Genomic DNA, 24,224 nt, shown 5'->3' on the forward strand with positions numbered 1-24,224 from the left:
CGATCCGGAGGGGAGGTGCGGGCGGTGAGTCCTCAGCCTGCCGGCAGCGCGCCCGGCGAACCCCAGCAACTGTCCCTGCTCCACGGCTTTCCCGCCTCGGCCGCGCAAGCATCCGGACCCGCGCTGGCCGCCGACCTGCCGGTGGCACGGGTACTGATCGAATCCTCCCTGCCGCACCTGGACCGGCCCTTTGATTACAGCGTGCCCGCCGCCCTCGACGCCGAAGCCCGCCCGGGCGTCCGGGTCAAGGTCAAGTTCAACGGCCAGGAACTGGCGGGATACTTGCTGGACCGCACGGCGACGTCCGACGCCGGGCACGCTCTCGTGCCGTTGTACAAGGTCGTCTCACCCGTCCCGGTCCTGACTCCCGCCGTCGCCGGGCTCGCGGGCCGGATCGCCGCGCGGTACGCCGGAACCGTCAGCGATGTCCTGCGCGTCGCCGTGCCCCCACGCATGGCCAAACTCGAAAAGGAATACGCCCCGGAGGGCCGGCTCGATCCTGAGCTATTCGGTCCTGACCCGTCAGGTCCTGAGCTGTCCGGGTCTGCGACCGGCGTGTCGCTGCCTTCACCCGGCGCGGCCAGCGTCTGGGCCTCCTACAGGAACGGTCCGGCGTTCCTTGCGCACCTCGGCGCAGGGGAGTCGCCCCGGGCCGTGCTGACCGCACTGCAGGGGTACGGACCCGGCGGCTGGCCTCGGCTGGTTGCCGAAGCCGTGGCCGCGGTCCGGCTCTCCGGCCGCGGCGCCGTCGTGGTGGTTCCCGACTACCGGGACCTGGACCGGGTCGAGTCCGCCCTCCTGGAACTCCTCCCGGCCGGCGACGTCGCCCGGCTCACCGCGGATGACGGCCAGACACCGCGCTACCGCAGTTTCCTGCGCGTGCTCAGCGGCGCCGCCGGGGTAGCCGTGGGAACCCGCTCCGCGGCCTACGCACCGGTGCACAACCTCGGGCTCGTGGTCTGCTGGGACGACGGCGACGACCTCCACATCGAGCAACGCTCCCCGTACGCGCACTCCCGCGAAGTCCTCCTGCTCCGCGCAGGCCAGGAACGCGCCGCGTGCCTGCTCGCGGCCCATTCACGCAGCACCGAAACGGAGCGGCTGGTCGAATCCGGCTGGGCGCGGCCCGTAGAAGCGGAGCGGACGGTCATCCGGCGGACGGTGCCGCGCGTGCTGAACACGGCCGACAGCTATGAACTCGAGCACGATCCGCTGGCCCGCATCGCCCGCCTGCCGGGCGCGGCCTGGCGCGCCGCCAAGGAGGGACTGGAACGCGGTCCGGTCCTGGTCCAGGTGGCCCGTGCCGGCTACGCGCCGTCGCTGGTGTGCGAAACCTGCCGCGAACCGGCGCGCTGCACCGCCTGCAGCGGGCCCCTGGCGATCGCCGGTCCGAGCGGAAGCACCGCCGTGCCGCAGTGCCGCTGGTGCTCGTCGCCGGCCCCGGCCTGGCGGTGCGGCACGTGCAACGGGGTCCGGCTCCGGCGCGGCGCCACGGGCGCCCTCCGCACGGCAGAGGAACTGGGCCGGGCGTTTCCGGGCAAACCGGTCATCACCTCGTCCGGGGACCAGGTCAAGGCCACGGTCCCGGACACGAAGGCCCTCGTGGTGGCCACCGTCGGTGCCGAGCCGGTGGCCCCGGGCGGCTACGCCGCGGCGCTGCTGCTGGACGGCGACTCGCTGCTGCGCCGGGAAAACCTGAGGGCGGGAGAGGACGCTGTCCGCCGCTGGTTCAACGCCGCGGCCCTGGTACGGCCCGCACCGGAGGGCGGCCTCGTAGTCATAACCGCCGACGACGCCGCCGGGGTCGGTGCCCTGCTGCGCTGGGATCCTGCCGGGTACGCCGGCCGGGAACTGGCGCTGCGGCAGGAACTGCAGCTGCCGCCCGCCGTGCGGGTCGCTTCGATCACCGGGGTCCGGACCGCCGTCGGACATTTCACTGAGGCCGTGCAGCAGCGCCTCGCGGCGCACGGAACCGTCCTCCGGACGGCCGGACCCGCGCCGCTCATGCTGCCGGCCGCCTCCCGCCCGACGCCGCGCGATTCCGGCGAAGAGGTCCGGACATTGCTGTTCATCCCCTACGCCCAGGCCGCCGACGTCACGGCCGTGCTGCGGGCCGTCAAGGCCGCCGCCGCGGCAAAGCGCAGCGATGATCCCGTGCAGCTGCGCCTCGACGGAGTCGACGTCCTCTAGTTGCAGTTCCCGGGCTAGCCCTTGTGCCCGTTCCGGAGTGCGACGGCCTCGGCCGCGACGGCCACAAGCCGCCGCGCGGACTCGTCCCAGCTGAAGTCCGCGGCACGCTCCACGGACCGGCGTGACCGGGCCTTCCAGAGGTCAGCGTCCTCGAGCTGGCGGACCGCCTCGGCAAACTCGGCCGGCGAGTCAGGATGCACGTAGCTGACGGCGTCATCGCCGACTTCCCGGAAGATCGGGATGTCGCTGGCGATCACCGGGGTGCCGTGCGACATCGCCTCGACCAGGGGCAGTCCGTAGCCTTCGGCCCGGGAGAGGCTGATCAAGGCCGTGGTGCGCGCCAGGAGGGCCTCATATTCGGCATCGGTCACGCCGTTGTGGAAGACGATGTTTGCACCCGCCGGGGCGAGCGCCTCAAGTTCGGCCCGCCGCTCCGGGGTGATGCGGCTGAGCAGGTGGAGGGTCATCTCCGGCAGTTCCGCCATGCCGCGGATCATGGTTTCGACGTTCTTGTAGGGCATGAACGAACCCATGTAGAGCAGCGTCTTGTCGGCCCCGGCCCCGGGATCCCGCGGCGTGTGGCCGTGCTGCGGGGCGTTGCCCACAATCCTGACCGGCCGCCGGGTGAGCCGGTACTTCGCCATCAGGGCCGCGGTGGTGGAGCTGATGGTGGCCACGATGTCCGCCCGGTTCAGCAGGAGCCGCTGGGGCCAGAACGCCTTGTGGTACAGCCGCCACAGGACCCGGACCGGGGCCGGCAGGAACCCCGGAGGCGTGGGGTGCTCGTAGTAGATGAGGTCGTGCAGGGTCAGCACCAGGGCATACTTGCGGCCCCAGCTGCCCATGGTCTGCATGGGGCACACCACCACGTCAGCGCCCAGCTTGTTGACCCGGGCCGCCACGAAGAGCTCGGCCGGGGACAGCGGGCTGTTGATGACGGTGTACGGAACGTCCGGCAGGAGCGCGAGCTGGCGGTGGTCGCTGATCAGCATCGAGACGTCTGCGATCTTGGCGGCCGCAGCGATCAGGCTGGCGCCGTAGCGGCTGATGCCGTCGTGGTGGTCCAGCCGGGTGAAGCGGGCATCGATGAGAATCTTCACGCGGCGTGGTCCTTCAGGAAGCGTCGGATGTAGCGGGCGGCGGGTTCGGGGGTCTCGTAGTGGATCAGGTGCCCGACGCCGGGAATGACTTCCAGCGTCACGTCCGGAAGCCGTGCGGCGAGTTTGTGCTGGTCCGGCAACATGGCGATCTCGTCCTTTTCTCCCGCGATCAGCAGCACGGGCAGCGTCAAGTGGCCGGCCACCTCCGAGACATTGCTGCCGACGGAGGCTTTGAAGGCCTGCAGCAGGCTGTCGCGGTCCGCGAAGGAGGAGAAGTAGGCGCTGTGCTGGGCGTGCACGAACCGGCGGACGTCCTTGTCCCCGGTCTTGGCCATGGCCACGCTCATCACCCGCACGATCGCCTGGCTGCGCAGGAGCGCCAGCCCCAGCCGCCGGGGAAGCCGTGCCGCGGCCTCGTAGTAGAACACCGCAAGCTTGGTCATGACGCCCTTGGGTCCTTCAAGGGCGGGCGCCGCGATGGGGTTGATCAGGATCAGCTCGGATACCGCACCGGGGTTGGCCGCCACGAAGTGGCTGGCGATGATCGACCCGAACGAATGGCCGAGCAGGACCGTGTCCGGGCGCAGGCCCAGCGCCGCCATGAACCCGCTGAGGAACCGGCCGTAGGCGTCAACGCTGTGCTCGGTGTCCTCGAAGGCCGCAGAACCGCCGAAGCCCGGCAGGTCCGGCATGATCAGGCGCATGTCCGTCAGCTGGTCGGCGACCCGGAGCAGGCCGTGGTGGTCGCCACGGAACCCGTGCACCACCAGGATCGTGCGGGTCCCGGGCGTGACCTGGGCGGGTTCGTAGACCCAATAGGCAATGGAGGCGCCGTCAACCTCGACGGTCGCGGCACGGGTGCGCGCGGCGAGTCCGTTGCTGAGAAGGGGCGTGCGTGAGGACCCGGTGTCCACTTGTTCCATGGGTTCGAATCCTAGGTGACGTTGTCGGGGTGGGAGCCGGTCCGGAAGCCGCGTTCGAGCGCGGCGATCTCCGTCATGTCCAGCGGGGAGAGCTCAAAGTCGAAGACCTCGTGGTTTTCACGGATCCGCCCCGACGAGCTGGCCTTGGGAATGGCAATGTTGCCCAGCTGCAGGTGCCAGCGGAGGATGACCTGCGCCGGCGTGCGGTCGTGTTCGGCGGCGAGGGCCAGGATCACCGGGTCCTTCAGGACCTGGCCGCGGCCCAGTGGGCTCCACGCCTCGGTGCGGATGCCCAGGAGCTCGTGCTTTTCGCGCAGTTCACTTTGCTGCAGCCAGGGATGCAGCTCAATCTGGTTGACGGCCGGGACCACCTCCGCGGTGTCCAGGAGCCGGTCCAGATGCTGCGGCTGGAAGTTGGAGACGCCGATTGCCCGGACTTTGCCCTCACGGTACAGCGTCTCCATGGCCCGGTAAGTTTCCGGGAAGAGGCCCCGCCGGGCGCACGGCCAATGGATCAGGTACAGGTCGATGTATTCCAGGCCGAGGTTGGAAATCGAGGTGTCGAACGCCCGCATCGTCGCGTCGTAGCCGTGGTCGTCATTCCAGACCTTGGTTGTGACGAACAGGTCCTCGCGGGACACGTACGGCGCGGTTTCCCCGGGACCGCCGCCGGTGCCCTCAAATCCGGACAGGGCACCGATGCCGCGGCCCACACCGGTTTCGTTGCCGTACATCGCGGCCGTGTCGAAGTGGCGGTAACCGGCCTCGATCGCCATGGTCACCAGATTGGCGGCGTCGGCCGGAGGGACCTTATAGAGCCCGAATCCCAGCCGGTCGATCATCACGCCGTTATTCAGGGTCAGCCGGGGGGAGATTCTCATGACACTGACTTTACCCACTGGCGCTCCCGAGTGGCGGACCGAAGGTGCCGGCCGCAGCTTCGGGTCGCCGTGCCCCGCACCCGTTCCGTGCCTGCCCCGAACCCGCTCAGGCGGGCCCGTCGAACCGGACCAGCCTGCGGGCGCTGGCCTCGTCCAGGATCAGGTCGGTGGCCAGTCCTGCTGCGAGGGCGCCCCGCAGCCCGTTGATCTTGGAGGCGCCGGACACCACGCAGATGCGCCGCCGCACCTGCCGCAGCTGGGCGAGGTCCGGGCCGGTGGAGCGCTCGTTGAGCGTGATGCCGTCCGAGGACCCGTCGGCGCGGAAGAACACCGTCGCGACGTCGCCCACCACATCGGAATTCGCGAGGACGTCCAGGTCGTCCTCATCGAGGTAGCCGCCGGCATAGACGTGGCTGGGGTAGTCGGCGTCGACCGATCCCACGCCAAAGATCGCGATGCTCATCCGGGACTGCAGCTCCAGGATGCGTTGAACACTGCGCTCATTCCACATGGCCGTTTTGGTCGCCGCGTGGTCGAAGAAGGCCGGGACCGGGAACTGTTCAACCCGTGCACCGTAGGCGCTGCCGAACCGGCGCATGATGTCCGAGGCATAGGTGATGCCGGTGGTCTGCATGTTTCCGGCGCCGTTGAGCTGGACGATCACGCTGTCGTGCGTGATCTTGCGGGTCAGGTGCCGGCTCACGGCGCTGAGCGTCGACCCCCAGGCGACGCCGATGATGGCGTTCGAGTCCACCAGGGGCCCGATCGTCCTGGCGGCCTGCATGGCCACACGGTCCAGTGTTTCCGCCTCATTGAGCGTGTCCACCACGGGAACAACGTGCACATCCACCTTGTATTCGGCGCGGATCATGCTTTCAAGCTCAGGTCCGGTGTCCAGCGGGCTGCGGATCTGGATCTGCACCAGTCCCGAATCGCGGGCCGCCGAGAGCAGCCGCGACACCGTGGACCGGGACGTCCGGAGCTCCCGGGCAATCGCGTCCATGGTCAGGTCCTGCAGGTAATACAGCTGGGCCGCGCGGAGGGCGTCGGACTGGCGTGGAGGTGTCATGAAATTTCCCGTCTGCACGTTTGTGCATAGTGCTTGACTCCATTTTCCATTACTCCAAAGAATAGTGTTGAACGGCGCCGCGCCATGGGGCGCGCCGCACAGAACCAAACCCAAGGGAGCAGTTTTGGGACAGAAGGACTCAGCCCGCACACCGGCCAACGATCGCGCCTCGGTGCAGAAGCTGCGGACGCGGCGGCACGCGCAGGTTCTGATCATCGGAGGCGGCATCAACGGGGTGGGCACGTTCCGGGACCTGGCCCTCCAGGGCGTCGACGTCGCGCTCGTGGAGCGCGGCGACTACTGCCAGGGCGCCAGCGGCGCTTCCTCCCACATGATCCACGGGGGCATCCGCTACCTCGAAAACGGCGAGTTCCGCCTCGTGCAGGAGTCCGTCGTCGAACGCAACAGGCTCCTGCGGATCGCACCGCACTACGTCAAGCCGCTGCAGACCACCATCCCCATCTTCAGCACCTTCTCCGGTGTCCTGGCCGCCCCGATGCGCTTCCTGACCCACAAGCAGGGCAAGCACACGGAACGCGGCGCATTCCTGATCAAGCTCGGCCTGAGCATGTATGACTTCTTCTCCCGCGACGGCGGCACGGTGCCGCGCCACCAGTTCCGCGGCCGCAAGCGCGCGCTGGCCGAACTGCCCCGGCTGCACCCGGGGATCAAATACGCGGCCACCTACTTCGACGCCTCGGTCCACAACCCCGAGCGCCTCACCCTCGACGTGCTCCAGGACGGCGAGAAAGCCGGCGGCGCGGCCGGCCACCTGGCCCGGGCCAGCAACTACGTTTCGCTCGTCTCCATGGGCGGCAGCACCGGAAGCGCTGCCGGAACCGGTACCGGAACCACCGTTCAGCTGCGCGACGAGCTCAGCGGCGAGGTGTTTGACTTCACCGCCGACGTCATCGTGAACACCACGGGCGCTTGGGTCGACCTGACCAACGAGGCCATGGGGGCGGCGTCGTCCTTCATGGGCGGAACGAAGGGTTCGCACATCGTGCTGGACCACCCGGAGCTGCTGGCGGCGTGCAACGGGCGCGAAATCTTCTTCGAACACACCGACGGCCGGATCGTGCTGATCTACCCGATGGGGGACCGCGTCCTGGTCGGCACCACGGACGTTGACGCCGACATGGCGGAGGACGCCGTCTGCACCGAGGCGGAAATCGACTACTTCTTTGACCTGATCGGCCACGTCTTCCCGGACATCACGGTGGACCGGGGACAAATCGTCTACACGTTCTCCGGAGTGCGGCCGCTTCCCAAGCACGACGCCACCCAGCCGGGCTTCGTCAGCCGGGACTACCGGATCGAACGCCGTGCGGGCGCCGGCGGGGCCGTGCTGAGCCTGGTGGGCGGCAAGTGGACCACGTTCCGTGCCCTCGCCGAGCACCTGAGCAACGACGTCCTGGCCGAACTCGGCATGGAACGCAAGCTCTCGACGGCGAAGCTCGCCATCGGCGGCGGCGCGGGCTTCCCCGACAGCGAGGACGGCGTCCAACGCTGGATCAAGGCCCACATGTCCGCCGGCCGCGACGCCGCCCGCGTCACCGGACTCCTGACCCGCTACGGGACCCGCGCCGAAGAGGTCATCCGGTTCCTGGATGATGCCAACGCCGGCGAGGCGGACAGGCTGCTGCACTCCACGCGCGAGCTCAGCACCCGCGAACTGGAGTTCATGGCGGCACACGAGCAGATCGGGCACCTCGTGGACGTCCTCATCCGCCGCACGTCCCTGGCCTTCCGGGGCCTCGTGACCGGCGAACTGCTGAACGAAATTGCCGACATCCTCTCCGGCCCGCTCGGCTGGGATGCGGCACTCCGCGCCACGGAAATCACCCACGCACAGGAGGTGCTTCAGCGGTTCCACGGCGTCCGGGTCCACAGCCTGGTCGCCTGATTCGACTTGCGTGCCCGGGCAGGGAAGCCCGGGTGCAAGCACTGCGCGGTCCGCCCCGGCGGCCGGCGCAGTGGCTGGCCGGCAGCACCAACATGCTGCCGGCCCCACGGCCTCCAAACTCGCGGAGGCCGACAACAGAAAATAGAGGAGTCAAAGATGTCTCTTGGAATAGTTTTCCTGTCCGAAGTATTCGGCACCGCAATGCTGACCCTGCTGGGTTGCGGCGTGGTGGCCAACGTTGCGCTCAAAGGCACCAAGGGCAACAACGGCGGGTTCCTGATGGTCACCTGGGGATGGGGCATTGCCGTCTTCTCCGGTGTCTACGTTGCCGCCCAGTCAGGGGCGCACCTGAACCCTGCGGTGACCTTCGGTCTGCTGCTCAACGGCAAGAAGTTGTACGCTCCCGGCGTTCCAGTCGACTTCGCCTCGACACTGACCTACTTCGGCGGTGAACTGCTCGGTGCCTTCCTGGGTGCCATCGTGATGTGGCTGGCCTACAAGCAGCACTTCGACGCCGAGCCCGAGCCGGCCAGCCAGCTGGCAGTCTTCTCCACCGGCCCGGCCATCCGCTCCAACCTGTGGAACGTGGTCACCGAAATCATCGGCACCTTTGTCCTCGTGTTCGTCATCCTGACTTTCGGCGGAACCCCCTCGGGGCTCGGCCCGTTGTCGGTGGCCCTGCTCGTTGTCGGCATCGGTGTCTCGCTCGGCGGGCCCACGGGCTACGCCATCAACCCCGCACGTGACCTCGGCCCCCGCATCGCCCACGCCCTGCTCCCGATTAAGGGCAAGGGTTCCAGCGACTGGAGCTACTCCTGGATCCCCGTCGTCGGACCCCTCATCGGCGGCGGACTGGCCGGCATCGTAGCCGCAGTCGTGCCGATCATCGCCCCGGTAATCCCTCACTAATCGCCAATTCACCTGCCACGCCAAACAGACAAGGACGTCAATATGAACCAGTACGTAGTCGCCATTGACCAGGGCACCACGAGCACCCGCGCCATCGTGTTCGACCACAGCGGCAGCATTGTCTCCTCGGGCCAGATGGAGCACGAGCAGATCTTCCCGCAGGCCGGCTGGGTGGAGCACAACCCCGCGGAAATCTGGAACAACACCCGCGAGGTGATCGCCTCGGCACTGTCCAAGGCGAACCTGACCCGCCACGACATCGCCGCCGTCGGCATCACCAACCAGCGCGAAACGGCCGTTGTGTGGGACAAGACCACCGGCGAGGCGGTCTACAACGCGATCGTCTGGCAGGACACCCGCACGCAGCCGATCGTCGACGAACTCGCCAAGGACGGCGGACCGGAACGCTTCAAGCAGAAGGTCGGCCTGCCGCTGGCGACCTACTTCTCCGGCACCAAGATCAAGTGGATCCTGGACAATGTCGAAGGCGCCCGGGCCAAGGCCGAGGCCGGCGACCTCGTCTTCGGCAACACGGACTGCTGGGTGCTGTGGAACCTCACCGGCGGGACCGACGGCGGCGTCCACGTCACCGACGTGACCAACGCCTCGCGGACCATGTTCATGGACCTGGAGACGCTGTCCTGGGACCAGGAGATCCTGGACGCGTTCGGCGTCCCGGCCTCCATGATGCCGACCATCAAGTCCTCTTCCGAGGTCTACGGCACGGTGCACACGTCCCAGCTGCTGCGTGAGGTTCCCGTCGCCGGGATCCTGGGCGACCAGCAGGCGGCCACGTTCGGCCAGGCCGCCTTCGATGCCGGTGAAGCCAAGAACACGTATGGCACGGGCTGCTTCCTGATCTTCAACACCGGCGAGGAAATCGTCCACTCGAAGAACGGGCTGCTGACCACGGTTGGTTACAAGCTGGGCGACGCTGCACCGCACTACGCGCTGGAGGGCTCCATTGCCGTCACCGGTTCGCTGATCCAGTGGCTGCGGGACAACCTCGGCATGATCAGCAGCGCCCCGGAGGTCGAGACCCTGGCCGCCTCGGTGGAGGACAACGGCGGCGTCTACATTGTGCCGGCGTTCTCGGGCCTCTTCGCGCCGTACTGGCGTTCGGACGCCCGCGGCGCCATTGTGGGCCTCACCCGCTATGTGAACAGGGCCCATATTGCCCGCGCGGCACTGGAGGCCACGGCTTTCCAGACCCGTGAGGTGCTGGACGCGGTCAACGCCGACTCCGGCGTTCCGCTGACGGAGCTGAAGGTCGACGGCGGCATGGTCGCCAACGATGCCCTCATGCAGTTCCAGGCGGACATCCTCGGGGTGCCGGTCATCCGGCCCAAGGTGGTCGAGACGACGGCGCTGGGCGCAGCCTACGCGGCCGGCCTGGCCGTCGGATTCTGGAAGGACCTGGGCGAGTGCTCGGCCAACTGGGCCGAGGACAAGCGCTGGGAGCCGCAAATGGACCAGTCCGAGCGCGAACGCCAGATGCGCCTCTGGAAGAAGGCCGTCACCAAGTCCATGGACTGGGTTGACGCGGACGTGAAGTAGCACCACGTCCCAACCCGCCAGCCGGTCGTTCCGGCGGACACGGAAGAGCTCCGGCCAGGATTCCCCGGCCGGAGCTCTTTTGTGTCCGGTGACAGGTCGTTAGGGCGTCGAGACGACTGCGCGCGGTGTCTTCGCGTAGACGTCCTTGCTGACCGTGTAGCCCCGGCGGTCGATCGCCAGCGCACGCGCGTTGACGCTTGCAAGTTCGGCGCTGGAGAGTTTCTTGATGTTGACCAGATCCAGGAACTCCTGGTCTTCCCCGCCGACAGCCGTCACCTTGATGAGCCCGGTCCCGGCCGAGTAGTACTTGCGCTGGTGGCCGGCGGTGGGCGGATCCAGTGGATTGAACTCATCGATCACCATCACGTCGTCGTAGCACCCCGCGGGTACACAGACGCACAGGTGCTTGTACTTGACGTCGCCGCAGTCCAGGAAGTCCACGGAGGGGGCGTAGGCCTGGACGTAGGCAGGCGTGTTCCGATGCGGCTCGGCCTGCATCGCGATGCCGGCCCGGGCTTTGTCGATGCCGCTGATGAAGGTGCTGGGCGCGCCGGCAAGCTTGCCGTTCTCGTACTCCTCCGGATATTCGCCGAAGAGCCACACCGCCCCCGTGGTCGTCTGGGCGAAGAAGGCGAGCTCGGACTCCACGAGTTCACCGTCGGAGTAGTCGCGGTCCCAAATCGCGATCGTCGTGACGCCGTCGATCACCTTGGTCAGTCCCGTGACGGTGCTGACAACCTTGCGCACGGTGGTCCCGTCCGCGGAGACGACTTTGCCGGTGGTGGTGTACTGCATGCCGGGCTTGAGCGTGAGCCACTGGTTGTTGATCAGGGGCTTTGCCGGGAAGGCGGAACGGTTGAATGACAGCGCCGAACCGGGGCCGCACAGTTCCTGGGAACCGGTGGCCGCCGGCGCGGCGGCAGCCGCAGTTGCCGCCGTCGCCGCCGTCGCCGCCGTCAGCGACGCCACCACCAACAGGAACGCCGTGCCGTAAGCGGTGAATCTCTTACCTCGTGGAGTCATCTGTCTGCCCTCTCAGTGTTGGTGGTTGCTGCTATGCGGCGGGTACGGGCTCCGGCTGGCGGGGCTCGCGGTCACGTGCCGGACCCTTCTTGGCGAACCGCAAGTAGAGCGATGGAACGATGAACAGATTGACCAGTGTCGAGGTCACCAGTCCGCCGAGGATCACTACGGCCATCGGGTGCTCGATCTCATGACCCGGCCTGGTACCCATCACCACCAGCGGCACTAGGGCCAGTGCGGTGGCCAGGGTGGTCATCAGGATCGGTGACAACCGCTCGGCGGCACCCCTCAGGACCAGGTCCCGGCCGAACGGCACGCCCTCGAACTGCTCCAGGTGCTGGCAATGGTTGATGAGCAGGATGCCGTTGCGCGCGGCGATGCCCATCACGGTCAGGAACCCGACCAGCGAGCCAAGGGACAGGATTCCGCCGCTCATGTGCGCGGCGATTACCCCGCCCACCAGTGCGACCGGCAGAGTCAGGATGGCGAGCGTGGCCAGGCGCCAGCTGCGGAATGCTGCCTGGAGCAGGAGGAACACCACAACGACGGCACCGATCGCGAAGAGGAGCAGCCGTTGGGAGGCGGCCTGCCGCTCTGCGTATTCGCCCAGGATGTCCGCGCTGTAGCCGGTGGGGAACTCCACCGATTTGAGTTCGGATTCCAGTTTCTCGACGACCCTCGCGAGGTCGCCTTCCTTGACGTTGGCGCTGACGTCCAGCCGCCGGGACCCTTCCGAACGCTCAATGACGTTGGGGGTGGGCTTCACCGAGATCCTGGCGACGTCGGCCACCCGGATCCGCTGTCCGCTCGGGGTGTCCAGGGGGAGGTTTTCGATGCTGGTGACGCTGGTCCGGATTTCGGGAGGACTCCAGACCTGGACGTCGTAGGCTTTGCCGTCGCGGTAGACGTCGCCGACCTCCTCTCCGGAAACCATGGTGGCAGCGGCACGGCGGACGTCACCGGGCTTGAGCCCGTAGCGGTTGGCGGCGTCCAGGTCCACCTCGACATTGACCTGCGGCACGTTGACCTGCAGGGCAACCTTGGCCCCGAGTGCCCCGTCGATGCCGGCGAGGACCGTCTTGACCTTGTCCGCCTGCTTCTTCAGCGTGTCCAGGTCATCGCCGTAGACGCGGACGACGATCGAGTAGCCCGTGCCGGTCAGCACCTCGCGGACACGTTCCTTGAGGTAGGTCTGGACGTCCCGGTGGATGCCGGGATAGCCGTCCACGATCTGCTGGATGGAGGCCAGGGTCTTGTCGTAGTCGACCGAGGGGTCGACGCTGATCCAGTTCTCACCGAAGTTGACGCCCACCACCTCGTCGGCGGCGAATGCCTGACCGATGTGGGACCCGCAGTTGTTGACGCCCGGAACGGTCATCAGCTCCTTGCAGGCCAGTTGACTCACGCGTACTTCTTCGGCGTTGGAGGTGCCGGGCTGCGTGACCCAGTGCATGAGGAAGTCGCGTTCCTTGAATGACGGCAGCAGCGACTGGCCCAGTAGCGGGGCCGCGATGATGCCCACGACGCCGAACGCTGCCACGGCGAGGTAGCCGGGGAGCGGCCGCCGCACAATGGGCCGGAGTGCGGCGCCGTACCAGCGTTTGAGGACCCGGACCACCGGCGGATCCCGGTCTTCCAGCGTGGCATTGCGCAGGAAGATGTACGCCATGGCGGGCGTGACCGTGAGGGCCACCAGCATGGACGCCATCACGGCGAGGGTGTAGGAGATGGCCAGGGGCCGGAAGAAGGCGCCTGTCAGTCCGTCCAGGAAGAAGATCGGCACAGTGGCTGCGACGATGATCAGCGTGGCGTAGACGATGGGGCCGCGAACCTCCAGGGAGGCATTGACCACCACGCGGGCGGTGCTTTCGGTTCCGCCGCTGGCACGGTGGTGCCGCAACCGCCGGACGATGTTTTCGACGTCGATGATGGCGTCGTCCACCACCACCCCGACGGCGATCACCAGCCCGGCCAGCACCATGGTGTTGATCGTTCCTCCGGTCCAGTAGAGCACCAGGGCGGCGGCTGTCAGGGACAACGGGATGGCCATGACGCTGATCAGCGCGGTCCGCCATTGGAACAGGAAGACGCTCAGCACCAGGACCACCAGGAAACAGCCCAGCAGGAGCGCGAGGCCCAGGTTGCCGAGAGACTCCTCGATGAACGAGGCGGGCCGGAACAACGTGGTGTCGACTGCGATCCCGGTCAGGCCGGGCTGCAGTTCCTGAAGGGCCGCCTCAACACCGCGCGTGACTTCGAGCGTGTTGCCCCACGGCAGCTTTTCGACAATCAGCATGAGGCCGGGGCCGCCGTTGATCACCGCGTCACCGATCAGCTGCTGGTGGTCTTCCACGACGTTTGCCACGTCGGCGAGCCGCAACGGGGGCAGCCCTTCACGCTCCTCCAGCGCCACCTGGGCAAGGTCCGCCGGGGACGTGATGGGCTGGACGTGCCTGATGCCCATGCTTTGGTTCGGCGTCTCGAGCGCCCCTCCGGTGCCGATCAGGGCGCCGGGGGAGTACTTGAGCAGGCCGGCGTCCAGGGCATCGGACGTGGAGTTCATGACGTTCTCCAGCGTGACGTCGTTGGCAGCCAGTTTGGCCGGATCAACCTGGACCTGCAGCATTTGAAGGCGTTCACCCCAGATCGCCACATTCGCGACGCCCGGCACCCGGAGCAGGTGCGCCCTGATGTTCCAGTAGGAAATCATGGACATCTCGATCAACGATCGGGTATCGGAGGAGAGCCCGATCTTCATGACGCGGCTGGTGGAGGACAGCGGCTGGAGCATCAGCGGCGGCGCCGCCCAGGTGGGCAGGGTCGGAATGACGGTTGCCATCCGCTCGGACACCAGTTGCCTGGCCGTGAGCAGGTCGGTTCCGGGCTTGAACTCCAGCACAATAGCGGACAGCTGCGACACCGACTTCGACCGCATCTGGTCCAAACCGTCAATGCCGTTGAAGGCCTCCTCCATCGGAACCGTTACCAGCTCCTCAACTTCGGAGGCGGTGAGCCCCAGACACGCCGTCTGGACCTCGACACGGGGCGGCGCGAACTCCGGGAAAACATCCACCGAAGCACTGCTGAGCTGCGCGCCGCCCACGATCATGAGGGCGGCGGCCATCGCAATGATGATCGACCGGAACCTCAGGCTCGCAGCGACAATCCGGCGCATGTCAATGGGCCGTATCGAACTCGGCGCCGAACAGTTCAGCCGCGCCGACGGTCACGACGGCGGTGCCCACCGCGGGCCCCGCCGAAGCGGTGACCACTCCGGACTCCACCTTGGCCACCGTGACCGGTTCCCGCTGGTAGACCCGCGGGGCCGGGTTGGTGTACACCCAGGTCTTGCCGCCGGCGTCGTAGAGCAGGGCCGCATAGGGCAGCAGGACGGCCGTCCCCGTGCCGGCCTTGACGGTATCGGTCTTCAGGTCCAGGCGCTCGATTCCCTTTTCGGTCAAGGTCAGTTTCGCGATGCCGGTCGCGGCATTCTTCTCCACCTTGGCGGGTTCGTTGGCCGAGACGGCGGCGGGCGTTGCCGCCGTCGTCTGGGCGCACGAGGGCAACGCGAACAGAAGGGCTGCGCAGACGGCGGCCGCCAGGGGCAGGCGCCGCAGGGGCTGTTGGCTGGTCATTTTGCTTCCACCTTTTCCTGCATAACGGGCTGGACTGGAACTTCGGCTTCGTAGACTTCCGCCCACTCTTCGGGGGCGGACCGGGGCCCGAACCAGAGCGCGAGCAGGGGGAGCACGAAGATCCCGATGAGGGTTGTAGTGACGAGTCCGCCAACAATGATCAGGGCCATCGGCCCCAGGAGGGCCCCGCCCACGGCGCCGCCGAAGAGTCCCGGCGGGATGAGGATCGCCACCGTGATCAGGGCGGATTTCAGGATGGGCGACACCCGCTCCCGCGCTGCAGTCAAGACGGCTTCTTCACGGGACTCCTGCGGGGCCGCCCGCCACAGCTCATCTGTACGGGCCGAGAGCAATGCCGCGTTGCGGCCGGCGACGGCCAGCAGCGCCGCAAACGCGGTGAGCGACAGCACGGTGATTGCATCCCCCGCGATCCACGCCGCTATGGCGGCCCCGGCCAGCGCGGCCGGCAGGGACAGGAAGACGGCGAGGGCCAGCTTCCAGCTCCGCACGGCTGCCTGGAGCAGGAGCAGGATGGCAATGAGGGCTGCCGCGCCGATCCACAACACCAGGGAGTCTCCGGCCAGTTGTTCACTGTATTTGGTGGGGATTTCGGCGTGGTATTCCAGCGGGAACTGGATCTGCGAGATCGCCGCGTTGATGTCGCGCTGGATATCCGCCAGCGGCCGCCCGCTGACGTCGGCCACGACGTCGATCCTCCGCGAGGTGTCATCGTGCATGATCACGACTTCGTTTGGTACGAGCCGGACGTCGGCGATCTGGCCCAGCTGGACCTGACCGCCGCTTGGCGTGTCGAGCAACAGTTCGCGGATGCTGGTCAGGTCGTCCCTGACGTCCACCGCGCCGCGCACCACCACTTCAAAGACCTTTTGCTGTTCGAAGAGGTTGCCGACCACAATGCCCTGCATCAGGGCCGCGGCGGCGCGCCGCGCATCGCCGGGTTTGATGCCGACTTTCTGCGCCTCGGCGAGGTTGACTTCGACTTCGACGATGGGCGTCATGGCGCCGGCGTTGATGGTCGGGTTCTGCACGCCGTCAACCGTCTCAAGGGCCTTGCGGACCTCTTCGGCTTTTTCGCGCAGGACCGGCATGTCGGTGCCGTAGACGCGGACGGCGAATCCCGGATCCATGCTGCTGCGCTGTTCACCGATCTTCTGCTGGGAGTAGTTCACGACGTTGTGGGCGATGCCCGGGTAGCCTTGGACGACGTCGCGGACAGCTTTCTCCGTCTCGGTGAAATTGGCGTCCGGTGTGATGGACACCCAGAGTTCCGCGGAGCTGTTACCCACCACCTGGTCGGAGGAAATGGCGCGGCCGATATGTCCGCCGACTCCCGAAACGCCCGGCAGTGCCCGCAGCTCTTCGGACGCCTTCGACGCCACCCTGCGGACTTCGTCGTTGGACGTGCCGGCCATGGAGTCCCATTGCACCAGGAGCGTCCGGTCCGGAATGGTCGGAACGACCGCACGGGTTCCGACCAGCTGGGATGCGGCGGCGAGTCCGAGCAGGCCAACGACGGCGACAGCAACGATGCCGACCGCGGTGCGGGACCGCGCGCCCTCGAGCGCCCGGTCATAGTAGGACTTGGCCCGGACAACAACGGGCGAGTCGGGCCGCGGGGCCCTCTCGCGGGGCAGCAGGAGATACGCCAGGACAGGCGTCACGGACAAGCCCACCAGCATTGAGACGGCAAGCGTCAGCGCCATCGACCAGTACAACGGCTGGAAGAACGCGCCGCCGACTCCCGTGACGAACAGCGTCGGCGCGAGCGCCATGGCCATGACGAGGGACCCGTGGAACAACGGGGTGCGGACGCTGCGGACCAGCTGCACCATGCGGAACCTGATGGTGGCTTCAGTCTCGGGTCCGGTGGCCCGCAGGGGCCGGCGCCGCTGCGCCTGAACATCCTCCACAATGTCTCCCACGATCACGGACACGCCCAGCAGGATGCCGGCGAGGATTGAGATGTTCAGTGTGGCGTCAAGCAGGTAGAGGACCGCCCCGGCCGCCATGACGGTAGTCGTGAGGGCCACAAGGGCGATCACCGCGACGCGCCAGGAACGGAAGAGCAGCCAGAAGAGCAGGATGGCGATCAGGAGGCTCACGAGCAGTGCCACGCCAAGACCGTCCACTGCATCCTGCAGGAACGAGGCGGGCCGGAAGACGGACGTATCCATCTGGATTCCGGACAGTCCCGGCTGCATGTCGTTCAAGGCAGCCTCGATATCCCTGGTGACCTGCAGCGCGCTGGTTCCGGGGAACTTCTCCACCACCAGCAGCAGGCCTGCATCCTGTCCGACGACGGCGTCGCCGATCAGCGGCTGGTGGTCCTCCTTCACCTGGGAAATCTCACCCAGGAGCATGGGAGAGCCGGAGTCTTCGACGCTCACCTTGGCGAGGTCGGCGGGCGTCCGGATGGGCAGGACGTGCTGAATGCCCAAGCGTTGGCTTGGCGACTCCACGAACCCGCCCGTGCCGGGCGTTGATGCCTCAAGGAAGCTCAGCGGAGACACCCAGACGGCGTTGCCCGTGGTTTTGATGACCTGCTCGAGCGTGATGCCCTTGTCGCGGAGTTGCGTGGGAGTGACTTCGACCTGGAGCTGCTGTTCGCGCTGACCCCAGATGGACACGTTGGCAACACCGGGAATGCCGATGAGCCGCGGCTTGATCTTCCACCGGGCCAGGACGGACATTTCGATGCCGGAGAGCTGCTGGGAGGTCATCCGGACCATGAGCACGCGGCTGGTTGACGACATCGGCTGCATAATCAGTGGTGGCGCCGAGACGTTGGGCAGCGCGTGGGCCTGGGTCATGCGCTCGGCCACGAGTTGGCGCGCGCGCAGAAGGTCGGTGCCCGGCTCGAACACGAGCTCGATCGAGGACAGGCCGGGGACTGACTTGGACCGGATTTCATCAAGCCAGGCCACCCCGTTGAGAAGGTCGGCTTCCATGGGAGAGGTGATGAGCTGCTCGACCTCGGCGGCGGACAGGCCCAGGGCCTCGGTCTGGATCTCGACGTGCGCGGGCGCGAACTCGGGCATGCTGTCGACGGCGATATGCGGGAGGTTCACCACCCCGAAGGCAATGAGTCCCGCGGCCAGGGCGAGGACCAGGATGCGGAACTGCATACTGAAACGGGTAATCCAGCCGAACATGGCTAGGCCTGTTCCAGGGGGCCGCCGCGGTACGGGCGGGCACTGAGGGTTTTTGCTGGTTGCATAGAAGTAGTGCGCAAGTGACTCATGACAGGCTCCTCAACCCGAGACCATGTGCGAATCCCCCCGGCGAGATCCCAATTGCTGACCTATCTCGAATGGTGTTCCCCTTTGAAGTGTTTGGCAAGCAGAAATTGTGAGGCTGCATCGGGTGGATTCATGGGTATTTCCCAGTTAAGCGGCATATAATGCGTTTTTTTATTCGCGACCACCCGGAGGGGCCCAAAAACCGCCGCTTCCCACCCGGGTGATGTTGGCATTTCTGCTTGTTTTCCTTTGGTCGCTCCCTGAATTTTCGTTTCCACTACTTGCCGGCGGCCATTTTGGGCTCACCGTAGGTACCGCGGGTCCGCAGGTGAGGCATTTATAACAATTTCGGGCACAATCGCCCGCACGGCGGGGGACCGGTCCGTGCGCCCGCGACTCCCGGGCCGCATCGGGCTGTCGTTTCAGCGCGAATCAGCCCGAGGGGCTAAAGTGGTCCTATGCGCGCTGTGCTCCTGCTTAGTTAGCCGCCCGGCATCCCGACGAGACCTCGATCCCGAAGAGACCTCGGATTGCCGAGCGGCGGCCCCTCCATGTCGAGGGGCTTTTGTGTGTCCGGGCTCTGTTCCGGAACGCAGGGCAGGCGGTAACGGCAGGAAGCGCCGCGCACGGACAGCAAGGAGCCAGGGCCGGGCAACCGGCTTTGGCGGTGCAGTCTTGAAGACAGTGCAGACTTGAAGGTAAACAGGCCTGGCGGCAGGCAGGCCTGACGGTAGACAGGCTTGAGTTAACAGGCCGTATAGAACAGAAGAGGCCAGCAGTGAGCGTTCAGCCGGAAACACAGACCGGATCACCAGCAGCCGCGGCGGAGGGGCCCGAGGAAGGTGCCTACAGCTTCGCGGCGATGGAAGCCAAATGGCCGCAGGTCTGGGAAGACCTGAAGGTCTTCACGCCGCTCGACGACGGTTCAAAGGAACGCCGCTACGTGCTGGACATGTTCCCGTACCCGTCCGGTGACCTTCACATGGGCCACGCGGAGGCATTCGCGATGGGCGACGTGGTGGCCCGTTACCTGCGCCAGCAGGGCTACGATGTGCTGCACCCGATCGGCTGGGACTCCTTCGGCCTGCCCGCGGAGAACGCCGCCATCAAGCGCAACGCGCACCCCAGCGAGTGGACCTACGCCAACATCGACACCCAGGCGGCGTCCTTCAAGCGTTATGCCATCTCCGCGGACTGGTCCCGCCGGCTGCACACCTCCGACCCCGAGTACTACCGCTGGACGCAGTGGCTGTTCAAACGTTTCTACGAGCGCGGCCTGGCGTACCGCAAGGATTCGCCCGTCAACTGGTGCCCCAAGGACCAGACCGTGCTGGCCAACGAGCAGGTAGTCAATGGCGCCTGTGAGCGGTGCGGCACGCCCGTTACCAAGAAGTCGTTGAACCAGTGGTACTTCAAGATCACCGACTACGCGGACCGGCTGCTCGATGACATGGACGAACTGCGCGGGCACTGGCCCGAGCGCGTCCTCGCCATGCAGAAGAACTGGATCGGCCGCTCCGAGGGCGCCCACGTCAACTTTGTGATCGAGGCCGACGGCGGCAAGGCCGCCAAGGACGTCACGGTCTTCACCACGCGCCCGGACACCCTTTACGGCGCCACGTTCTTCGTCGTCGCCGCCGACGCGCCGCTCGCCGTCGAGCTGGTCACCGACGAGCACGCCGCGGCCCTGGACGCCTACCGCGAACAGGTCAAGGCACTGTCCGAGATCGAGCGCCAGTCCACCGAACGCGAGAAGACCGGAGTGTTTACCGGCCGCTATGCGGTCAACCCGCTCAACGGCGAGAAGCTGCCCGTCTGGGCCGCGGACTACGTCCTGGCCGACTACGGCACGGGCGCCATCATGGCCGTCCCGGCCCATGACCAGCGCGACCTCGACTTCGCCAAAACCTTCGACCTGCCCGTCCGGGCGGTGCTGGACACCGGCGAGGAAGACCCCGCAGTCTCCGGCACGGCAACCGCCGGCGAAGGCACCCTCATCAATTCCGGCGCACTGGACGGGCTGGCGAAGGCCGAAGCCATCCCGGCCGCCATCGCGATCCTGGAGCAGCAGGGCACCGGCGAGAAGTTCGTGAACTTCCGCCTGCGTGACTGGCTGCTCAGCCGGCAGCGGTTCTGGGGCACCCCGATCCCCATCATCCACTGCCCGGCCTGCGGCGAGGTCCCCGTCCCGGATGACCAGCTGCCCGTGACCCTGCCGGCGGACCTGCGCGGCGAGGACCTGTCCCCGAAGGGCACGTCCCCGCTGGCCGCCGCCGAGGCCTGGGTCAACGTCGAGTGCCCCGAGTGCCACGGCCCGGCCAAGCGCGACACGGACACCATGGACACCTTCGTGGATTCGTCCTGGTACTTCCTGCGCTTCGTCTCCCCGGAGTTCACCGAGGGCCCGTTTGACCCCGCCAAGATCAACGACTGGATGCCGGTAGGCCAGTATGTCGGTGGCGTCGAACACGCCATCCTGCACCTGCTCTATGCACGGTTCTTCACCAAGGTCATCCACGACCTCGGCATGATCGACGCCGACGAGCCCTTCCGTGCGCTGCTGAACCAGGGGCAGGTGCTCAACGGCGGCAAGGCCATGAGCAAGTCCCTGGGCAACGGCGTCGACCTCGGCGAACAGCTGGACAAGTATGGCGTGGACGCCGTCCGCCTGACCATGATCTTCGCCTCCCCGCCGGAGGACGACGTCGACTGGGCAGATGTCTCGCCGTCTGGTTCCGCGAAATTCCTGGCCCGCGCCTGGCGGCTCGGCCAGGACGTGACGAGCGAAGCCGGCGTCGACTTCGCCACGGGTGATCGTGCCCTGCGCACCGTCACCCACCGCACCATCGCCGACGCACAGGCCCTGCTGGATCACAACAAGTTCAACGTGGTTGTCGCCAAACTCATGGAACTGGTCAACGCGACCCGCAAAACCATAGATTCAGCCACCGGTGCTGGCGGGGCGGACCCTGCGGTCCGCGAAGCGGTCGAAGCCGTCGCCGTCATCCTGAGCCTGTTTGCGCCGTACACCGCAGAGGACCTGTGGAACGTCCTGGGGCACCCGGCGTCGGTCGCCAACGCGGGATGGCCCATGCACGACGACGCCTTGCTCGTGGAGGACACGGTCATCGCCGTCGTCCAGGTGCAAGGCAAGGTGCGGGACCGCCTTGAGGTTTCCCCGGACATCTCGGAGGACGACCTGCGCGAACTGGCGCTGGCCTCCGAAAACGTTCAGCGGGCCCTCGACGGCCGGGCCCTCCGCACGGTGATCGTGCGGGCGCCTAAACTGGTCAACATCGTCCCGGCCTAGCCGGACGCAGCAGCCAGTCGCTCTAGCCTGACACTGGCCGCCGGCAGATGCCGGCGGCCAGTGTCGCCAAGGCCCGTGGTGCCGACGCGGCGGGCACGGACCCCGTGGCCGCAGGTCCAATCCAAACGATCCAGTCCAGGCGTCCCGACAGCAGGAGGTCCCCGGTGCCAGAGCGCGAATCAGGCTGGCCGTGGTTGCGCGAGCGGTTCGTTCGGCTCCGGCCGGGCCACCGGGCCGGCGTCGGCCCCGAAGCCGTACCGGGCGCCGTCGTGCAGGTTGCGGTGGTCACGGACTCTGCCGCTGCGCTGCCCGCCGACTGGGTCCGTGAGTTCAGCGCTGACGGCCGGCTCACGGTGGTGCCGATGCCCGTCATGGTGGGCGCCGAAATCTACGGCGAAGGCGAGGACGACATCGCCGAGACGATCGCCGTGGCCCTGGCCAGCGGAAAGCCCGTCAAGACCTCGCGTCCTTCACCGGGCCAGTTTGAACACGCCTACCGGGCGGCCGGCGGGCGTGGCTTCCAGTCCGTGGTTTCGATCCATATTTCCGGTGACCTGTCCGGGACCGCCGACGCAGCACGGCTGGCGGCCGAACGGGTCGGCATCCCGGTGGAGGTCATCGACTCGCGGACCGTCGGCATGGCGCAGGGGATGGGCGTGCAGGGCGCCGTTGTCGCGGCGGCCGAGGGCAGGAACGCGGCCGAGGTGAAGGCCTTCGCGCAGGACCGGCTGGACCGCACCAAAGTGTACTTCTACGTTCCGAGCCTGGAACAGCTGCGCCGCGGTGGCCGGATCGGGGCGGCCGCCTCGCTCTGGGGGACCATGCTCTCCATCAAACCCATCCTTGCCGTTGACGGCGGCCGCATCATTCCGCTGGAAAAAGTCCGGTCCGCGGCGAAGGCCATTGCGCGGCTGGAAGAAATCGTTGCCGCCGATGCCTCCGCCCGCCCGGCGGGGCAGGCGCGGCTGGCCGTGCATCACTTCGGCAATCAGGCCCAGGCCGAGGAGCTTGCCAGACGCCTCGCGGCAGCGTTGCCGGCCTGCCCGCCGGCCCAGATCAGCGCCCTCCCCGCTGTCCTGGCTGCCCACGCTGGGCTCGGCGTGCTGGCAGTGATCGTGGGGGAGGGCAGTACCTCCGACACCTGGGAAGCGGGCGCGGACGGCGGAAGCCAGTCCGCGGGCGCGACCACGGGAGGCGTCCGTCGGGACGCCGGGGAACCGGGAACCGGCAGGGCCGCCGCTGAAGCTGGCGACTAACGCCTGCCTCTGCTGCGGACAGAGGACTCTGGCCGGGAAAGTGCGCTGGCGGTAAAGTCACTGCACCGAACCCCAGCGCAACCGGAGGCCGTCATGGCAATGCAGGTGCACCACGTAGCCCAGTTCGATCGCGACGTCGCCGAAGAGGTGACGAAATGGCTGAAATACCTCAAGGGCCAAGTCACCAGTGTCCAGTTCCTCACCACCACCGTTCCGGACCCCAAGGCCGCCGACAAGTGGCGGGTGCAGTACGAGGCTTACATCACCTACCAGCAGTGATTTCCGGCTGGTAGCTGCCCCTCACGGGGTTGGCCGGGGCGTGTGCAGGGAGGTCGGCGGAGACGTCGGCCGCGTCGTCGCTCCTGAGGTTGGTTCCGGCGTCGGATCCGACGTCGGTTGTGACGTCGGTTGTGATGTCGGCGGTGTGCTCGGCTGGGACGTTGGTTCCGCAGTCGGTTCCGGTGTCGGTGGCGTGGTCGGCACGGCCGGAGGCTGTGTGCTTGGCTGGGACGTCGGCGGGAGTGCCGGTTCCGGGGCCAGCGGCTGTGCGGGCTGTGGAGGCTGTGCGGGTTTCAGCGACGCCGGCAGCGACGCCTGTTGCGAGGCAGAGTGTGCCGGTGGCTGAGATGCCGGTTGCGAGGCCGGCGGCGGGGTGGGCTGAGACGTCGGTTGAGACGTCGGTTGAGGGGCCGGCTGCGAGGTTGGCTGTAGGGTCGGCTGGGGGGCCGGCTGTGCGGTTGGCTGTGGGGTCGGCGTCGGCGTCGGTGGTGAGGCCCGCGGAGGCGTCGGCTGATTCGGCCCGATGGTGTAGTTGGGCTGTGGGGCCGAGCCGTTGACCCAAAGGGCCGCGGTCACCCTTCGGGCGTCGCCCGGCTCCAGCCACCAGAGCACCTGGACATTGCAATGATAGACAATCGTGACGTTCGCGATGGCGCCCTGCGGCGGGACCGAGTGGATGGACGTGGCCGCTGCTTGCGTAGTCCAGATGAAATTCTGGTCGGCAGACATTCCCGCGCTGCCGTCAACCGTCACGTGCGCTATGCCGTACAGGCCGTGCTGCGGGCAGTAACTGCCGTCAACCGCGAAGTTCACGACCTGGGTCGAGGTAGCTTGCGTTGTGTCTGCCGCCGCAGGAGGTGCCAGCACTGCTGCGACGCCAAGGGCCGCAACCGACGCAGGCCCAGACAACCACTTCATTGCACACC

Annotated in this window: 16 protein-coding genes; 7 read left to right on the top strand and 9 right to left on the bottom strand. The window is 67.3% G+C overall.

Annotated features, from left to right (window positions below):
• Positions 1 to 24: 24 nt before the first annotated feature.
• Positions 25 to 2,190, top strand: a complete 2,166-nt coding sequence (locus C9424_RS15025; protein ID WP_116767739.1) for a primosomal protein N' — start codon at positions 25 to 27, stop codon at positions 2,188 to 2,190.
• Positions 2,191 to 2,204: 14 nt separating this feature from the next.
• Here C9424_RS15025 and C9424_RS15030 read toward each other — a convergent pair whose 3' ends face one another.
• The 4 genes from C9424_RS15030 to C9424_RS15045 form a co-directional block, all read right to left on the bottom strand.
• Positions 2,205 to 3,290 (bottom strand): glycosyltransferase family 4 protein, encoded by a 1,086-nt coding sequence (locus C9424_RS15030; protein ID WP_116767635.1) that lies wholly within the window; start codon positions 3,288 to 3,290, stop codon positions 2,205 to 2,207.
• A complete protein-coding gene (locus C9424_RS15035) occupies positions 3,287 to 4,213 on the bottom strand; it encodes an alpha/beta fold hydrolase (protein WP_116767636.1) in 927 nt (308 codons plus the stop codon). Before C9424_RS15035 ends, C9424_RS15030 begins: the two co-directional genes overlap by 4 nt.
• 11 nt (positions 4,214 to 4,224) lie before the next feature.
• Positions 4,225 to 5,094 (bottom strand): aldo/keto reductase, encoded by an 870-nt coding sequence (locus C9424_RS15040; protein WP_116767638.1) that lies wholly within the window; start codon positions 5,092 to 5,094, stop codon positions 4,225 to 4,227.
• Between the two features lie 106 nt (positions 5,095 to 5,200).
• Positions 5,201 to 6,163 (bottom strand): sugar-binding transcriptional regulator, encoded by a 963-nt coding sequence (locus tag C9424_RS15045; protein ID WP_091251872.1) that lies wholly within the window; start codon positions 6,161 to 6,163, stop codon positions 5,201 to 5,203.
• 124 nt (positions 6,164 to 6,287) lie between these two features.
• On the opposite strand from C9424_RS15045, the gene C9424_RS15050 reads away from it, so the two are divergent.
• The 3 genes from C9424_RS15050 (at position 6,288) to glpK (ending at position 10,535) form a co-directional block, all read left to right on the top strand.
• Complete coding sequence (locus C9424_RS15050) at positions 6,288 to 8,069, top strand: glycerol-3-phosphate dehydrogenase/oxidase (protein ID WP_116767640.1); 1,782 nt, start codon at positions 6,288 to 6,290, stop codon at positions 8,067 to 8,069.
• Positions 8,070 to 8,225: 156 nt separating this feature from the next.
• Complete coding sequence (locus C9424_RS15055; RefSeq protein ID WP_116767642.1) at positions 8,226 to 8,978, top strand: MIP/aquaporin family protein; 753 nt, start codon at positions 8,226 to 8,228, stop codon at positions 8,976 to 8,978.
• A gap of 42 nt (positions 8,979 to 9,020) precedes the next feature.
• Positions 9,021 to 10,535 (top strand): glycerol kinase GlpK, encoded by a 1,515-nt coding sequence (glpK, locus tag C9424_RS15060; protein ID WP_116767644.1) that lies wholly within the window; start codon positions 9,021 to 9,023, stop codon positions 10,533 to 10,535.
• Positions 10,536 to 10,634: 99 nt separating this feature from the next.
• Here glpK and C9424_RS15065 read toward each other — a convergent pair whose 3' ends face one another.
• Genes C9424_RS15065 through C9424_RS15080 form a run of 4 tightly spaced genes read right to left on the bottom strand, consistent with a single transcriptional unit; the run spans position 10,635 to position 18,339 of the window.
• Complete coding sequence (locus C9424_RS15065; RefSeq protein WP_202615890.1) at positions 10,635 to 11,558, bottom strand: hypothetical protein; 924 nt, start codon at positions 11,556 to 11,558, stop codon at positions 10,635 to 10,637.
• Positions 11,559 to 11,589: 31 nt separating this feature from the next.
• Positions 11,590 to 14,733, bottom strand: coding sequence for an efflux RND transporter permease subunit (locus C9424_RS15070; RefSeq protein WP_116767646.1), 3,144 nt, complete (start codon positions 14,731 to 14,733; stop codon positions 11,590 to 11,592).
• A gap of 1 nt (position 14,734) precedes the next feature.
• The gene (locus C9424_RS15075; RefSeq protein WP_116767648.1) at positions 14,735 to 15,193 is read right to left on the bottom strand and encodes a hypothetical protein; all 459 of its coding nucleotides are present in this window, start codon (positions 15,191 to 15,193) and stop codon (positions 14,735 to 14,737) included.
• Positions 15,190 to 18,339 carry an efflux RND transporter permease subunit gene (locus tag C9424_RS15080; RefSeq protein ID WP_237563480.1) on the bottom strand — a complete coding sequence of 1,050 codons (3,150 nt, stop codon included), beginning with the start codon at positions 18,337 to 18,339 and terminating at the stop codon, positions 15,190 to 15,192. The genes C9424_RS15075 and C9424_RS15080 overlap by 4 nt, the downstream gene beginning before the upstream one ends.
• Positions 18,340 to 19,231: 892 nt before the next feature.
• On the opposite strand from C9424_RS15080, the gene leuS reads away from it, so the two are divergent.
• The 3 genes from leuS (at position 19,232) to C9424_RS15095 (ending at position 23,298) form a co-directional block, all read left to right on the top strand.
• Positions 19,232 to 21,763: a leucine--tRNA ligase gene (gene leuS, locus C9424_RS15085; RefSeq protein ID WP_116767652.1), complete on the top strand. Its 2,532-nt coding sequence runs from the start codon at positions 19,232 to 19,234 to the stop codon at positions 21,761 to 21,763.
• Between the two features lie 164 nt (positions 21,764 to 21,927).
• Positions 21,928 to 23,019, top strand: a complete 1,092-nt coding sequence (locus tag C9424_RS15090; RefSeq protein WP_237563481.1) for a DegV family protein — start codon at positions 21,928 to 21,930, stop codon at positions 23,017 to 23,019.
• A gap of 93 nt (positions 23,020 to 23,112) precedes the next feature.
• Positions 23,113 to 23,298 (top strand): hypothetical protein, encoded by a 186-nt coding sequence (locus C9424_RS15095; protein WP_090581036.1) that lies wholly within the window; start codon positions 23,113 to 23,115, stop codon positions 23,296 to 23,298.
• Here C9424_RS15095 and C9424_RS15100 read toward each other — a convergent pair.
• Positions 23,282 to 23,902 carry a hypothetical protein gene (locus tag C9424_RS15100; protein ID WP_161958236.1) on the bottom strand — a complete coding sequence of 207 codons (621 nt, stop codon included), beginning with the start codon at positions 23,900 to 23,902 and terminating at the stop codon, positions 23,282 to 23,284. The two genes, C9424_RS15095 and C9424_RS15100, sit on opposite strands and share 17 nt — an antisense overlap.
• Between the last annotated feature and the right edge of the window lie 322 nt (positions 23,903 to 24,224).

The organism is Arthrobacter sp. H-02-3, assembly GCF_003097355.1.
Lineage (GTDB): Bacteria > Actinomycetota > Actinomycetes > Actinomycetales > Micrococcaceae > Arthrobacter > Arthrobacter humicola.

What these genes read in the sequence shown, in the direction of transcription:
- C9424_RS15035 (WP_116767636.1), bottom strand. Translation starts at nt 4,213, where the DNA reads ATGGAACAAGTGGACACCGGGTCCTCACGCACGCCCCTTCTCAGCAAC.
- C9424_RS15040 (WP_116767638.1), bottom strand. Translation starts at nt 5,094, where the DNA reads ATGAGAATCTCCCCCCGGCTGACCCTGAATAACGGCGTGATGATCGAC.
- C9424_RS15045 (WP_091251872.1), bottom strand. Translation starts at nt 6,163, where the DNA reads ATGACACCTCCACGCCAGTCCGACGCCCTCCGCGCGGCCCAGCTGTAT.
- C9424_RS15055 (WP_116767642.1), top strand. Translation starts at nt 8,226, where the DNA reads ATGTCTCTTGGAATAGTTTTCCTGTCCGAAGTATTCGGCACCGCAATG.
- glpK (WP_116767644.1), top strand. Translation starts at nt 9,021, where the DNA reads ATGAACCAGTACGTAGTCGCCATTGACCAGGGCACCACGAGCACCCGC.
- C9424_RS15065 (WP_202615890.1), bottom strand. Translation starts at nt 11,558, where the DNA reads ATGACTCCACGAGGTAAGAGATTCACCGCTTACGGCACGGCGTTCCTG.
- C9424_RS15070 (WP_116767646.1), bottom strand. Translation starts at nt 14,733, where the DNA reads ATGCGCCGGATTGTCGCTGCGAGCCTGAGGTTCCGGTCGATCATCATT.
- C9424_RS15075 (WP_116767648.1), bottom strand. Translation starts at nt 15,193, where the DNA reads ATGACCAGCCAACAGCCCCTGCGGCGCCTGCCCCTGGCGGCCGCCGTC.
- C9424_RS15080 (WP_237563480.1), bottom strand. Translation starts at nt 18,339, where the DNA reads ATGCAGTTCCGCATCCTGGTCCTCGCCCTGGCCGCGGGACTCATTGCC.
- C9424_RS15095 (WP_090581036.1), top strand. Translation starts at nt 23,113, where the DNA reads ATGGCAATGCAGGTGCACCACGTAGCCCAGTTCGATCGCGACGTCGCC.